This is a genomic window from Aeromonas sp. S8(2024) (assembly GCF_041403085.1).
Classification (GTDB): domain Bacteria; phylum Pseudomonadota; class Gammaproteobacteria; order Enterobacterales; family Aeromonadaceae; genus Aeromonas; species Aeromonas dhakensis.
The window spans coordinates 539,372-553,593 of record NZ_JBGLRF010000001.1; the positions used below are offsets into that span (position 1 = coordinate 539,372).

Consider the following 14,222-nt stretch of genomic DNA (forward strand, 5'->3'; position numbering starts at 1 on the left):
TCCTTTTCTTTTTGACGTTATGTTTTGCGCCCCGCCAAGCGGGCCGCAGCACCTTGTTACGATTCTGATTGCGCATCATGGCAGCCTTGGCCAACCACGGCGCCTACTCTGCCCGTTTCGGCGCAGGGCCGCCGCGAGCTGGCTAACAATTACAGAAAAATGTTGCGGCCACGTGACGAAAAAGGGGCTTTTTTTCAGCCCCCTTGCCGTTATTTTCCGGTATTTCCCGCCCACCGGTATTTGCTACCGCCAATAGGCAAAAGAGGCGCACAAGATGGCGACACAAGCTGACATATCGCGTAAAAACAGTCGCTTGCCATTTCCAGGCCGCTGCGCGGACCAGGCTGTTCATTATTTGTGCTGACAGCCCGGCAGTGCAGTATGCCTGTTCCCCAGTGCCCGCCCGAAATAACGGGATGCGTGTTTGACCGGCGGGGTGAAAATAACCCTCGCGGCCTATTTCAGCCGCTGTCACCTCGCTGCCGTACGACGGTTTGCGAGGCTAATCGAGGGGTGAACCCATCACCCCTTGCAGCACTTCTTCACCGCCCGCACCACGTTCTGGTAGCCGGTGCAACGGCACAGATTCCCCGACAGGCCGCGGCGGATCTCCGCCTCAGTCAGCGGACGGCGATCTGTCTTGTCGAGCAGGGCCGCGCTCGCCATCACCAACCCCGGGGTGCAAAAACCGCACTGCACCGCCCCCTCGTCGATAAAGGCCTGCTGCACGTCGGAGAGCTCGTTGCCCTGCCGCTCTCCCTCCACAGTGCGAATGGATTTGCCATCTGCCCAGACCGCCAGATAGAGGCAGCTGTCGATGGCCGTGCCATTCACCCGCACGGTACAGGCGCCGCACTCGCCGACACTGCACCCCTCTTTCACGCTGATCAGCCCCTGCCCGCGCAGGAAGTGGAGCAGCGACATGGTGGGCGGCACAGCATAGGAGTAAGGCTTGCCGTTGATCTCGCACTGGATTTCTACGGCAGCACAGCTTTGCGGTTGCATCATAGGATCTTGCCTCCGGCACGTTCGACGGCGCAGGCGACCACCCGCTGCGCCAGGGTTTTGATGAGATGCAGGCGAAACTCCTTTTCTGCCCGCCAGGAGGAGCGCGGCGCCACATCGGCCACCACCGCCTCGGCAATGGCCGCAAGCGTCGCCCGGGTCAGGGGTTGCCCCTCGGCCGCCGCTTCCGCGTGGGGCGTGCGCACCGGGGTCGGTGCTGCTACCCCGTAGGCCAGCCGCAGACGCTTGAAGTGACCATCCTCAATCTGGCAATAGGCGGCGCAGCCTATGGTGGCGATGTCCATGGCCCCCCGCATGGCGTACTTGAAGTAGTGGGAGCCCACCTGGGAGTGCACGTCCGGGGCAAAGTGGAATGCCACCAGGATCTCTGCCGGTTGCAGCGCCACCTTGCCCGGGCCGGTGTGAAAACCGGCGATGGGGATGCGACGCGTGCCGCCCGGGCCGGCAATCTCCAGCTCTGCTTCCAGCGCCACGGTTGGCGCCGCCGAGTCGGCACTGGTGGCGCCGTTGCAGATGTTGCCGCCATAGGTGGCGACGTTGCGGATCTGCGGACCGGCGATGGTGGCGGCGGCTTCCGCCAGCATCGGCAGGCGGCGCTGCACCAGCTCGTTTTCGATGAGCTCGGTAAAGGTGGTGCCAGAGCCGATGCGAATAGAGCCGTCAGCCTGCTCGCTCACCCCCTTGAGCTCGGGCAAGTCGTGAATATCGACGATATGGCGATAGGCGGCGTTGAGGTGATGGAGCTGGATCATCACATCGGTGCCACCGGCCAAGAGGCGCGACTCGGGGTCGGCCTGGCGCAGGGCGACCGCCTCTGCCACGCTGTGGGCCTTGTAGTAACGGGCAATATCAAACATGGCGTTGCTCCTCCCCTGCTCCCTCGCCAATCAGACCCGCCGCGACAAACTCCCGAAACAGGGTCTTGGGGGTGATAGGCAGCTCGTTGATGGCGACGCCGGTCGCCATGCGGATGGCGTTACGGATCGCCGGGCCCGGCGAGATGATGGGTGGCTCCCCCAGGGATTTGTGGCCATAGACCGACTGGGGCTCGTAGGTCTGCACGAAGTCGCACTCGAGCTCGGGCAAGTCCAGCATGGTGGGGAACTTGTAGTCGAGCAGGTTGGGGTTGCGCACCACGCCAGTCTTGGCGTCGATGATCATCTCCTCGAACAGGGACCAGCCGATCCCCATCCCCATGCCACCATGCACCTGCCCCTGTGCCAGCTGCGGGTTGAGGATCTTGCCCGCATCGTGCAGGTTGAGGATGCGATTGATGGTCACCTTGCAGAGATCGATATCGACACTGAGATCGACGAAGGTGCAGCCAAAGCTCGGCGGGTTGGTGGTGGTCTTGTGGGAGACTTCCGAGGTGATCTGGCCGCCGATGGTGAGGTGGTAATAGGCGTTGACCGATACCTCGGCGACGCTAATGAGCACCTTGTCCGGCGCACCCGCCAGCACCACGTAACCGTCGATCAGGGTGAGCGATCCCACATCCTGATGGCAGAGCTGGGCTGCCAGCGACAAAATGCGGGCCCGCAACTGCAGCGCCGCCTGATGGATGGCGGGGGCCGCCACATAGCTCTGGCGCGAGGCGAACGAGCCCGGGTCGTAGGCGGTGATGTCGGTATCCTGGGTCGAGATGATCCGGATCTGCTCAAATGGAATGCCCAAGGTCTGGGCCGCCATCTGGGCAAAGACGGTATCCGACCCCTGCCCTATCTCGGTGGCACCGATCTGCAGATTGACGGTGCCATCCTGATTGAGCAGCATGCGGGCGCCGGCGATCTCCACCCCCACCGGATAGGTGTTGGATCCATAACTGAAACAGGCCACCCCGATGCCGCGCCGCACCCGACTCGCCGGATCCTGCGCCAGGCATTCGGCCTTGAGCCGCTCCCACTCGAACTGCTCGCCGCCCCGGCGCAGGCACTCAGGCAAGCCCGCACTGTAGATGGTCTTCTGGTTGACCTGATTGACGTCCCCCTCGCGGGCCACGTTGGCGATGCGCACCGCAAGCGGATCCAGACCCAGCTCGGCGCAGGCGTCATCCAGCATGCATTCGAGGGCAAACACTACCTGGGGTGCGCCGTAACCGCGCATGGCACCGGCGGTGGGCAGGTTGCTGTAGAAGGTTTTGGCGTCATAGCCAAAGGCGCTGCGCGGATAGAGATAGCTTATCTTGTTGGCGCCGGCGCTGGCGATGGAGTGGCCGTGGGAGGCATAGCCGCCGGTGTTGGAGAGCACGTCCAGTTGATACCCCTTGAGGGTGCCATCCCGGTTGATGCCGAGGGTGCCGTCGATGGCAAAGCCGTGGCGGGTACGAGAAGCAAAGAAGCACTCCTCCCGGCTCAAGGTCACCTTGACCGGCACGCCGCCAAGCTGGTAGCTCAGAAACGCAGCCATCGGCTCTTCCAGCACATCCTGCTTGTTGCCAAAACCGCCGCCCATGTAGGGCTTGATCACCCGCACGCTCGACCAGGGCAGGCCGAGGGACTTGGCCACCCGGCTGCGCACAATCTGGGGGATCTGGGTACTGGTGACGACGATGATGTGGTCCGGCTGATCCATGTAGGCGTAACAGGTCACCGTCTCCAGATGACAATGCTGCACCACCGGCGTCTGGTAGTGCCCCTTGAACTGCAGATCCGCAGCGGCGATGGCCTGCTCCGGCTCCCCCGCCCGGATCTGGCTCTGGCGCAGCAGGTTGCCGCTCGGGTGGATGGGATAAGCCCCCTCGGCCAGGGCGCTGGCCGCATCCGTCATCACCGGCAGCGGCTCGTAGGTCACCTTGACCAGGGCGGCGGCCTTCTCGGCAACCAGCGGATCGCGGGCCACCACGATGGCGACGCCATCGCCAAAGTGACGCACATGGTCGGTGAGCAGGCGCCGGTCTTTCACGTCCCGCTTGGCCTCATCGAGGGACCAGGCGTGACCGGCGGTGCGAAAACAGGTGGTGGGCACATCCTCGTGGGTGAACACGGCCTCGACCCCGTGCAGGGCCAGCGCTTCGCTGGCGTCGATGGTGAGCACTTTGCCGTGGGCGATATGGCTGCGCACGTACTTGGCGTGGCGCATGCCGAGCATGATGTTGTCGTCGGTGTAGCGGGCGCTGCCGGTCACCTTGGCCTCGGCATCCACCCGCTTGAGCGGTAATCCTATGGACATATGCAAGTCCTTTGTCAGGCAGAAAAAATCAGAACCGGTATAAAAAACAGCAAGATATGCGCCCGTTTCCGGCAAGGCGTGCCAACCGGGGGGCAAAGGCGGCGAGCAAAGGGAAGAAGTGTGAAGAAGATCCCATCCGGCGCCCATCAGGCGCTCCGTCATGGCCGTGGCCAGCCCCGCAGCAGCAGCCCATGGAGGACTCGGCGGCGCCAGTGCCAGGCGGCGTTATCAATCTGGTAAGCCCCGTTATCAAAATGGTATGAGTTCGGTTTGCAGGGCGGGGCCGGCCAAGAGAGGCTGGCCCCGCCATAGAGAAGGACGCGATGCGGACTAGATGGCCCAGCCGCCAGCGTAAAAGAGCACCAGCGCCAGGGCGATGATGACGGTACCGACGTTGAGCTTGCGCCACTCCTTCGAGCAGATGCGGCCGATCACCAGGGCGCTGAAGCCCAGCATGATGCCGGTGACTATGTTGCAGGTGAGCACGATGAAGACGGCGCACAGCAGGCCGGACATGGCCCCGACGAAGTCATCGAAGTCGAGCCGGGCGACGTTGCTCAGCATCAAGAGCCCCACGTACATCAACGCCGGTGCGGTGGCATAGGCCGGCACCAGATAGGAGAGCGGCGAGAGGAACAGCATCAGCAGGAACAAGACCCCCACCACGGTGGCGGTGAGGCCGGTCTTGCCGCCTGCCGCCGTGCCCGCCGCCGATTCGATGTAGACGGCGGCCGGCGCGGCCCCCACCAGACCGGAGAAGATGCTGCTGATGGAGTCGGCGCTGAGCGCCTTGCCGCTGTTGATGATGTGGCCATCCTTGTCCAGCAGGTTGGCCTGCCCCGCCACGGCGCGAATGGTGCCGGTGGCATCAAACACCGCCGTCATCACCAGCGCCAGCACGCTTGGCAGCACCAGTGGCGAGAGCGCCCCCACAACGTCCAGGCTGAAGATGAGGGACTTGCCCTGCTCGTCGGCGAGGCTCGGCATGGCGAACAGCCCCTGGTACTTGACCGCCGGATCGAAGATGAGGCCGAAAATGGAGATGGCGATGATCACCAAGAGGATCCCGCCCGGAACTTTAAGCTTCTCCAGCCCGACGATGACCGCCAGCCCGATGAGGGACATGATGACCGGCATGGAGGTAAAGGCCCCCAGCGCCACCGGCAGCCCCTCCAGCGGGTTCTTGATCACCAGCCCCACCCCGTTGGCGGCGATCAGCAGCAGGAAGAGCCCGATGCCGATACCGGTGCCGTGGGCGATCCCCATCGGCAGGTTGTCGAGGATCCAGCTGCGCACCCCGGTCACCGAGATGGCGGTAAACAGCACCCCCATCAGAAAGACGGCGCCGAGCGCCACCGGGATGGAGATCTGTTGCCCCAACACCAGGCTGAAGGCGGTAAAGGCGGTGAGCGAGATGGCGCAGCCGATGGCCATCGGCAGCTTGGCCCAGAGCCCCATCAGCAGCGAACCAAAGCCTGCCACCAGACAGGTGGCCACGAACACGGCGCCGGGGGGAAAACCCGCCTTGCCGAGCATGCTGGGCACCACGATCACCGAATAGACCATGGCGAGGAAGGTGGTGAGCCCCGCCAGCACCTCCTGACGCACGTTGCTGCCCCGCTCGCTGATCATGAAGTAGCGATCGAGCGCGCCGCCGGCGGGCTGTCGTCCCGCCGCCGACCCCTTGTCCGCAACTGCCCCGTCCATCTCGTTTATCCTGTTTGTCTGGCTCATGGCCGACTCCTTCCTGCATCCCTGAATGTGTCGTGACGAAATGGCGGTCGGTGCCGTGGATCTCTGCTGCCACAGTCGCCGGCATCATGGGGTTGGCAGGCAAGGCAAACGTTTGACTTGCCGTCTAAAAAAACCGGGCCATTTCACCTGCTGTGGCGGGGCAAGCGCCTCGCCTGTCGTGCGGCGCAGGCACCACGCTGGTCCCTGCTGCCGTGTTCCCGGGGCGAGCATGCTCGCCCCTCTGCTTTGAAAACCGGATCAGCCCCGCTCGTGCACCAGCTGACCATCCACATAGGTGCGGTAGATGGATCTGTCATCACCCAGGGTCAGCAACACGAACAGCTTGTCGCGCAAGGTGGTGGAGTTGTCGTAGCGCAGCTGCTGCAGTGGGGTGGCGACCGGGTCGAGCACCACGAAATCCGCCTCCTTGCCCACCGCGAAGCTGCCGATCTGCTCGTCCAGCCCCAGCGCATGGGCGCCGCCCAGGGTGGCCAGGTAGAAGGCCTGATAGGCCGAGAGCCGCTCGCTTTGCAGCTGCATCACCTTGTAGGCCTCGTTCAGCGTCTGCAGCATGTTGAAGGTGGTGCCGGCACCGATGTCGGTACCTATCCCCACCTTCACCTGCTTGTGCCACGCCTTGTGCAGCTTGAAGAGGCCACTGCCGAGATACAGATTGGAGGTGGGGCAGAAGGCGATGGTGGAGCCGGTCTCCTTCAGGCAATCCCACTCCTGCTCTTCCAGATGGACGCAGTGGGCAAACACGCAGTTATGGCCGGTGAGGCCGTGCTGGTGATAGACGTCGAGATAGCCCTGATGCGCCGGGAAGAGGGATTTGACCCAGGCTATCTCGTCCTTGTTCTCGCACAGGTGGGTGTGCAGGTAGGTGGTCGGGTACTCTTCGCGCAGCCGCCGCGCCATCGCCAGCTGCGCCGGGGTCGAGGTGGGAGCAAAGCGCGGCGTGATGGCGTAGAGCAAGCGGCCGTTGCCGTGCCAGCGCTCGATGAGCGCCTTGCTCTGTTCATAGCTGCTCTCGGCGGTATCGAGCAGATAGTCGGGCGCGTTGCGATCCATCATCACCTTGCCGGCGATCATCCGCATGTTGATGCGACTGGCCGCCTCGAACAGGGCATCCACCGATTCGGGGTGGACGGTGCCGAACACCAGCGCCGTGGTGGTGCCGTTTCGCAGCAGCTGCTTGATGAAGAAGGTGGACATCTCGCGGGCGTACTCGAGATCGTTGTAGCGCCGCTCGGCCGGGAAGGTGTGGCGGTTGAGCCACTCCAGCAGCTGCTCGCCATAGGCCCCCACCATCTCGCTTTGCGGGTAGTGGATGTGGGTGTCGACAAAGCCCGGCACTATCATCTTGCCGCGATAATCCCGCACCCGCACCTGGGCCGGAATGCGATCTCGGCCCTCCTCCCACTGGCCGAACCAGTCGATGCAGCCGTTGCGAATGATCAGCAGGCCATCTTCGATGAGACGGGCATTGGGCTCTATCTCCTCGGGCTGGCTCACCACCCGGGTGATGTCAAAGAAGCTGCCGCGCACTGCCTTGACGGAGTTGTCGTTTTTCATCTCTCAATTCCCTCTAGTTGTTCGTTAGCCGCGATCCACTTGCGGGGCGCGCACCTGGGCCTCCTCCGTCGCCAGCCCCTGTTGGCGGGCGGTGGCCGACGGAGCGGGCCGGGTAGCAAAACGGGTGTCGGGTTTGTCGCTCAGCTGGATCAGCTCTACCGCCTCGGCGGCATTGGCGGCCGCCTTGCGTCTACGGCTCTGGGGCAGCACCAGGTTCATGATGATGGCGGTGATGCCGCCGGCGCAGATGGGGTTCTCCACCAGCATGTAGATCCCCGCCGGCAGCACTTTGAACACGTTCGGGTCATAGGAGACCCCGAGCCCCAGCCCGAGCGAGGTGGCGACGATCAGGGTCTCGCGCCGATCGAAGCCGTGACTGATGATGATGCGCCCGCCGGCGATGGCGATCATGGAGAACATGATGACCATGGCGCCCCCCATCACCGGCGACGGTATGGTGGTGAAGAAGCGCCCCACCACCGGGAAGAGGCCGAGCAGCACCAGGATGACGGCGATGAACTTGCCCACGTGGCGCGAGGCCACCCCGGTCATCTGGATGACGCCGTTGTTCTGGGCGAAGGTGGTGAGCGGCAGGGAGCCGAGCGCCGAGGCGATCACCGACACCAGGCCGTCCGCCAGCACGCCGCCGGAGAGCCGTTTTTGAAACTCGGGGCCCTGGATCTGCCGGTGGGAGACCATGGCGGTAGCGGTGATGTCCCCCACCGCCTCCAGCACGCTCAACAGATAGATGGTGCCGGCCAGCACGAAGGCGTGCAGATCGAAGGAAAAACCGTACTTGAACGGGATGGGCACAGTGATGAGCGGCAGGTTCTCAAGGGCGGAGAAATCCACCATGCCGAGCATCAGGGCCACCGCATAGCCCACCAGCAGGCCGATGGCGATGCCGCTCATGCGAAGCAAGGGGCTCTTGCTGCAGTTGAAGGCGACGATGACGCAGAGCACCAAGAGCCCCAGGCCGATGTTCTCGTATTTGCCGAAGGTGCCGCTGCTCATGGCGGAGAAGCCGCCGCCAAAGTCGATGATCCCCACCTTGATGAGGCTCAGGCCAATCATCAGCACCACCACCCCGCTCACGGTCGGGGTGATCACCCGCTTGAGGTAGGGCAGCACGAAGGAGGAGCCCATCACCAGGAAGGCCCCGACGAAGGAGACCCCGAGCAGGGTCGAGACGATCAGCTCCTCGTGCAGGCCATCTTTTTTCATGGCGCTGCCGAGCGCAATCATCACGGTGACGAAGGAGAAGTTGACCGACTGGATGGAGAGCAGCCCCGAGCCGATGGGGCCGTAACGGTTCACCTGCAGCCAGGTGCCGATGCCGGAGGCGATCATCGCCATGGAGACCAGGTAGGCGGTGGTCTCGGTGGAGAGGCCAAGGGCCCCGCCCACGATGAGGGCCGGCGTCACCATGGGAACAAAAATGGCCAGCAGGTGGGTCACGGCCCCCATCAGGGTTTGGTAAAAGGGAGGTTTGTCTTCGAGCGCGTAAATCAGGTCCGAGTGCTTGCGTGTTGTTTTAGACATCTTGATTGTCCCATCACACAGAATATGGGCGGAGTACTCATTCCGCTGTCAGGTGCTGGGGGCGAGCCTGTGCCCGCCCCTCACCTTTTCTTTTGTTATGCCGACGCTTGTTGCTCCAGCTTGCCCAGTTCACGCAGGATCTGCTCCGGCGTGAAGTGCCACTTGCGCAGCCAGACACCGCAGGCGTCGTGGATGGCGGTGGCGATGGCAGGTGCGGCGCCGTTGACCCCGATCTCCGAGATGGACTTGGCGCCGTAAGGGCCGACCTTGTCGTCACTCGGTACTAGGAAGGCCCGAAAATCGCGCGGAATATCGCCGATCTTGGGCGCGCCATAGCTCTTCAGATCCCGGGTCAGCGGAATGCCCTTGCCGTCGTAGCAGATCTCCTCGGTCAAGGAGTGGCCGATGGCCCGCATGGTCGCCCCGTAGATCTGGCCGAGTGCCAGCTCCGGGTTGATGGGGGTGCCGCAGTCGAGCAGGGCGTAGAACTTGTCGAGCCGGATCTGCCCGGTTCTGACGTTGACCGCCACCTCGGCGAAGTTGGCGCCGTACGGGAAGGCGAGCTCAGAGGTGATGTAGCTGGCGGTGCCCACCAGGATACCGAAGCCGGTACCTGTCTCGGCCTTGTGGGCCAGCTTGGCGAGGCTCACCTCCCCCAGCTTGCCGCGCACCACGCCCGGGAACGCCAGCTCAACATCGGCTACCGGCTCGCCCAGCATGGCGGCGCCGTGGAACAGGATCTTCTCCTTGAGGTTCTCGGCCGCCTTCTTGGCCGCGTTGCCGGAGAAGCAAGTACCTGACGAGGCGTAGGCCCCCTTGTCGAACAGGGCGTGGTCGGTGTCGCCGGAGATGACGTGCACATCTCCGAGCGGGCAGTGCAGCACCTCGGCAGTCAGCTTGGCCACCACGGTATCCAGGCCAGTGCCGATATCGGCGCCACCGGAGTGGACGATAAAGGTGCCGTCAGATTCCAGCTTGACCATGCAGTTGGCCTGATCGATATCCGGGATCCCCGATTTTTGCATGATGATGGCGACGCCACGGCCGATGCGCCAATCCCCGTCCGCGGGTTTGGGGCTGTCCCACTCGATGAGCTCGCGCCCCTGTTTCAGGATGGGCTCAAGGGCGCAGCTGGCCGCGTGGGGCACCGAGGTGGGCATCTTGCCCTCGCCGATGGCCCCCAGCACCTTGAGGATATCCCCCTCGTGCACCCGGTTGTGCTCCACCATGTCGAGCTGATCGATGCCGAGTTTCTCGGCCAGTTCCGCAATGGCCATGGTCAGCGCGAAGTTGCCCTTGGGCGCGCCATAACCCTGATAGGCGCCGGTCGGGCAGATGTTGCTGTAGTAGGTGTTGACGGTAAAGCGCACATTCTCGCACGGGTAGAGCGGCAGCGAGAGCGCCGGGCCGTTGCTCGGCACCGTCAGAGAGTGGTTGCCGTAAGGGCCGGTGTTGGCGCGAAAATCCATCTCGATGGCGGTAATGGTGCCATCTTTCTTGGCCCCCACTTTCACCTTCACCTTGGCCACATGGCGGGAGGTGTTGCTGATGAACTCCTCTTCACGGGTGTAGCGGAAGGTGACCGGACGGCCGGTAACCCTGGTCGCCCAGGCGCACACCTCTTCCAGCAGGATATCCTGCTTGGAGCCAAAGCCGCCCCCTACCCGCTCCTTGATCACATGCACCTGGTGCTGCTTCATGCCGACGATGCGCGCCACCTGACGGCGCACGTGCCAGGGCACCTGGGTGGAGGCGTGGATCACCAGCCGATCCCCATCCATGTAGGTGAAGCAGATGTGCGGCTCGGTCGGGCACTGCTGGGCCTGGGTCGATTCGTAGGTGCGCTCGACAATCTCGTCCGCCTCGGCAAAGCCTTTGGCCACATCGCCGATCTGGCCATGGACGCTGGCGGCCAGGTTCTCGTGCGGACGGGAACCGATGGGGAAGTTGATGATCATGTGCTCATCGCCACGGCGAACCGAGCAGGCGTTCTGCTGCTCCAGATCCGCAGGCGCGCCAGCCATATAGACGATGGGTTCGTCGTGCACCAGCGGGGCATTCGGGGCCATCGCCTCGTCTATGTTCATGACCGCCGGCAGCACCTGATACTCGACCTCAATGAGTTTGAGCGCCGCCAATGCGATGGCTTCGCTCTCGGCCACCACGGCGGCGACCCGGTCACCGACGTGACGCAGCTTGCGGCTGAACATTCGGCGATCCAGCGGTGACGGCTCGGGGGCACTCTGGCCACCCGGGGTGTAGTAGATATCGGGGCAGTTTAGGTGAGTGATGACATGCACCACCCCCGGCATGGCTTCGGCGCGGCTCACGTCGAGTTTGGTGATCACCGCATGGGGATGGGGGCTTCGCAGCATCTTGATGATCAGCGCATCCTCGCTGACCCGATCCTCCACGTAGCAGGGTTTGGCCTGCACCATCTTGGCGGCGTCCACTTTCGGGCAGCTCTTGCCGATGTGGCGCAGGTCGTCACGAAACTCGGGGGCAATCTGACACAGGTAATCGGGATCCTTCATCCGTGAACTGGCAAGCTCGATAGCCTGATAGAACTGCTGGTAGCCGCCATCCCGGTGAAACAGGCCCGAGAGGGCGTCGTCGATTTGATCACGGCTGGGGCTGGGATGGCGATCAAGCAGGTCGGTAACGATGAGCGCCGCTGCCGGATCGTTGTAGCCGGACTGCACCACGCCCACGTCCACCATCGCCTGCTGCACCAGGCTGAGCTGGTTCCAGCTGCCGAGCGACTCGGCGGTGCGCACCTCTGATCCATCCAGCTGAGCGGCGATCAGCAGGGAGGCGTTGATCACCTTGCCGTTGAAGAGAATGGCGTCGGAGCCGGCAAAGCCGAAACCGTCGTCGCTGTTGCGCACCGAGTGCATCCGGCACTGGTTGAACAGCACCCGCTGGGCATTCTCGCCAGCCGGGGCGATGACGGTGCGCAGGGCACCGTTCAGTGTGAAGTTGAGTTCCATCATGCCTGTACCTCCTGCTGCTGGCACTCCACCAGCAGATCCGCCACCACCACGCCGCTGATATAGCGCTTGTAGGCCACGCTGCCACCGAGATCCGCGCGCGGTGCAATCAGTGCACTCACCGCCGCCTCCAGCGCCGCATCCCGCAGCTCATGACGCTCCACGTCCCGCAGACGCATCGGTTGCGGCGTGACACCCGCCAGGGCGACCCGCATCTCGCCAAGGGCGTCGAGGGCCACCGCGGCCGTCATCACCGCCAGACCGTCGGCGTTGCGGCTGATGCGGCGAGTGGCGCAGCGCAGCTCGGGCTCCGGCAGCACCACCCCCAGCACCAGCTCCTTGCGCTGGCCGGCCAGGTAGGCATCGATGGGTTGCAGCTGGTTGTTCTCCAGCACCACCACGGCTTCAAGCACCAGCAGCACCGGCAGCAGCGGGGAGTCCTGCTGCTGGCAGGCAATTTCGCCGCCGAGGGTGGCTTGATTGCGCAGATGGCGGGAGTAGACAAACCCCAGCGCCTCGCACAGGGCGGCCGGGGTGCGGGGGTCATCTTTGAGGGCTTGCAGGGTAACGGTGGCGCCGATGTGGAGTTGACCGCGCTGCTGCTCAATCTGGCCAAGTCCGAGCCTGCCCAGCGAGATGGCGACCTTCTTGTCGGTGCGGGTCGGCGCGGCGTTGAGCTTGCTGCCGCCCCCCATGTAGACGGCGTCGTTGCCAAAGCGTGCCTTGAGTTCCAAAGCCTGACCCAGTTGCTCGGGTCGGAAGAATTGCTCAATCATGTGTCGTCCTTACTCTTGCTGCCCGCCGCCGGGAAGGTCCACAGGGCGGGCAATCCAGTCCAAACGTGCGGAGGGTGGCCTTAGGCCAGCGCGTCCATTCGTTGCCACAGGCGGCTTGCCACCTTGCTGGCCTGCTCATAAAGGGGCTCGACGTCAAAGGCGAACTCGCGATCCTGATAGACCATGCGCCCCTCCACCATCACGCTGTTGACCGAGGATGAACCCATGCCGAAGGCGAGATGGCCACCGAGGTTGCGCGGTGCCAGCGGGGTCGGTGCGGCGTAGTCGCAAATGGTGAGGTCGGCCTTGTAGCCCGGCTCCAGGCGGCCAAATTTGGCGCCGAAGTTGCGCTCAAGCAGGCGGTTGCCGTTCCAGAGGAAGCGGGCAAAGCTGTCGGGCCAAAGCGCCCCGCCGGCATCCTTGTGCTTGAAGTAGGCGAACTTGAGCTCTTCGAACATGTCGGAGCCGATACCGTCGGTGCCGAGCGCCAGGTTGCGGTATTCCGGCAGGTGTAGGTTGTAGCCCACGTGGTTGTTCATGTTGGAGCGGGCGTTATGTACCAGGAAGGCATCGCGGCTGTTGAGCAGCTCGATGTCGGCCGGGCTCAGGTAGATGCCGTGGGCGATCAGGGTCTTGCTGTCGACAAGGCCAAACTCGTCCAGCCGGGCGATGGGCTCCTTGCCATGGTGGTGGTGGCCGTGGGCCATGTCGTAGCGGTCTTCCGCCACATGGATATGCAGCCCGCGACCGGTGACCTGCAGCGCTTCGCGCAGCATGGCCAGCCCCTCGTCGGGCACGGTGAAGGGGGCGTGGGCGCCGATATGAGCCTCCACCAGATAGGGTTCGCTCCCCTTGGCTTTGGCCGCATCGATCTGTTGGGCGAACAATATGTTCTCCTCCACCCCGGCCTGCAGCTCGGCGAGGCCGCCGTTGCGATCCGTGGTCTCGAAGCAGGTCATGCCGCGCAGACCCGCCTCCACAAACCCTTTTCGCAGCACGTTCAGGGAGCCCTTGATGAAGTTGGGCGAGGCGTGGTGGTCGATCACCGCGCTGCAGCCGCTCTTGATCGCCTCCAGCGAGCAGATGAGACCGCTGTAGTAGAGGGACTCCTCATCGAGCGCCCGATCGAGCCGCCACCAGAGGTTTTTCAGGGTGGAGATAAAGTCCGGGCAAGGGGCGATATTGGCCATGATCCCCCGCGACAGGCCGGAGTAGAAGTGGTTGTGGGCACAGACGATGCCCGGCATCACCAGCTTGCCGCCCATCTCCCGATAGTTGGCCTGCGGGTAGAGGGCCCGCAGATTGGGCCCCACCGCTTTGATGAGCGATCCTTCGATGGCTATATCCACCCCTTCCAGCACCCGGGTCGGCTCCAGCTGGACAGCGGTGACGTTCTTCAGAATAAACATGG

Annotated in this window: 9 protein-coding genes; all 9 read right to left on the bottom strand. The window is 63.8% G+C overall.

The features are described 5' to 3' along the window. Window positions 1-522 precede the first annotated feature (522 nt). Window positions 523-1,008 carry a xanthine dehydrogenase iron sulfur-binding subunit XdhC gene (gene xdhC / locus ACB031_RS02300; protein ID WP_371138913.1) on the bottom strand — a complete coding sequence of 162 codons (486 nt, stop codon included), beginning with the start codon at window positions 1,006-1,008 and terminating at the stop codon, window positions 523-525. Then, the gene (gene xdhB, locus ACB031_RS02305; protein WP_371138914.1) at window positions 1,005-1,883 is read right to left on the bottom strand and encodes a xanthine dehydrogenase FAD-binding subunit XdhB; all 879 of its coding nucleotides are present in this window, start codon (window positions 1,881-1,883) and stop codon (window positions 1,005-1,007) included. The genes xdhC and xdhB overlap by 4 nt, the downstream gene beginning before the upstream one ends. Then, the gene (gene xdhA, locus ACB031_RS02310) at window positions 1,876-4,194 is read right to left on the bottom strand and encodes a xanthine dehydrogenase molybdenum-binding subunit XdhA (protein ID WP_371138915.1); all 2,319 of its coding nucleotides are present in this window, start codon (window positions 4,192-4,194) and stop codon (window positions 1,876-1,878) included. The genes xdhB and xdhA overlap by 8 nt, the downstream gene beginning before the upstream one ends. Before the next feature lie 330 nt (window positions 4,195-4,524). Further along, window positions 4,525-5,901: an NCS2 family permease gene (locus ACB031_RS02315; RefSeq protein ID WP_371139116.1), complete on the bottom strand. Its 1,377-nt coding sequence runs from the start codon at window positions 5,899-5,901 to the stop codon at window positions 4,525-4,527. A 285-nt stretch (window positions 5,902-6,186) separates the two neighbouring features. Next, window positions 6,187-7,503 carry a guanine deaminase gene (guaD, locus tag ACB031_RS02320; protein WP_371138916.1) on the bottom strand — a complete coding sequence of 439 codons (1,317 nt, stop codon included), beginning with the start codon at window positions 7,501-7,503 and terminating at the stop codon, window positions 6,187-6,189. Window positions 7,504-7,527: 24 nt separating this feature from the next. Then, on the bottom strand, window positions 7,528-9,045 hold the full coding sequence (locus ACB031_RS02325) for a nucleobase:cation symporter-2 family protein (RefSeq protein WP_042051740.1): 1,518 nt from the start codon (window positions 9,043-9,045) through the stop codon (window positions 7,528-7,530). A 95-nt stretch (window positions 9,046-9,140) separates the two neighbouring features. Beyond that, entirely contained in the window at window positions 9,141-12,038 is a 2,898-nt protein-coding gene (locus ACB031_RS02330) for a molybdopterin-dependent oxidoreductase Mo/Fe-S-binding subunit (RefSeq protein WP_371138917.1), read from the bottom strand. Continuing rightward, window positions 12,035-12,811, bottom strand: coding sequence for a molybdopterin-dependent oxidoreductase FAD-binding subunit (ygfM, locus tag ACB031_RS02335; RefSeq protein WP_371138918.1), 777 nt, complete (start codon window positions 12,809-12,811; stop codon window positions 12,035-12,037). Before ygfM ends, ACB031_RS02330 begins: the two co-directional genes overlap by 4 nt. A gap of 80 nt (window positions 12,812-12,891) precedes the next feature. Further along, window positions 12,892-14,220, bottom strand: coding sequence for a putative aminohydrolase SsnA (ssnA, locus tag ACB031_RS02340; protein ID WP_371138919.1), 1,329 nt, complete (start codon window positions 14,218-14,220; stop codon window positions 12,892-12,894). Window positions 14,221-14,222 lie beyond the last annotated feature (2 nt).

Coding starts and splice junctions, on each gene's coding strand:
- xdhC (WP_371138913.1), bottom strand. CDS start 1,008: ATGATGCAACCGCAAAGCTGTGCTGCCGTAGAAATCCAGTGCGAGATC.
- xdhB (WP_371138914.1), bottom strand. CDS start 1,883: ATGTTTGATATTGCCCGTTACTACAAGGCCCACAGCGTGGCAGAGGCG.
- xdhA (WP_371138915.1), bottom strand. CDS start 4,194: ATGTCCATAGGATTACCGCTCAAGCGGGTGGATGCCGAGGCCAAGGTG.
- ACB031_RS02315 (WP_371139116.1), bottom strand. CDS start 5,901: ATGGACGGGGCAGTTGCGGACAAGGGGTCGGCGGCGGGACGACAGCCC.
- guaD (WP_371138916.1), bottom strand. CDS start 7,503: ATGAAAAACGACAACTCCGTCAAGGCAGTGCGCGGCAGCTTCTTTGAC.
- ACB031_RS02325 (WP_042051740.1), bottom strand. CDS start 9,045: ATGTCTAAAACAACACGCAAGCACTCGGACCTGATTTACGCGCTCGAA.
- ACB031_RS02330 (WP_371138917.1), bottom strand. CDS start 12,038: ATGATGGAACTCAACTTCACACTGAACGGTGCCCTGCGCACCGTCATC.
- ygfM (WP_371138918.1), bottom strand. CDS start 12,811: ATGATTGAGCAATTCTTCCGACCCGAGCAACTGGGTCAGGCTTTGGAA.
- ssnA (WP_371138919.1), bottom strand. CDS start 14,220: ATGTTTATTCTGAAGAACGTCACCGCTGTCCAGCTGGAGCCGACCCGG.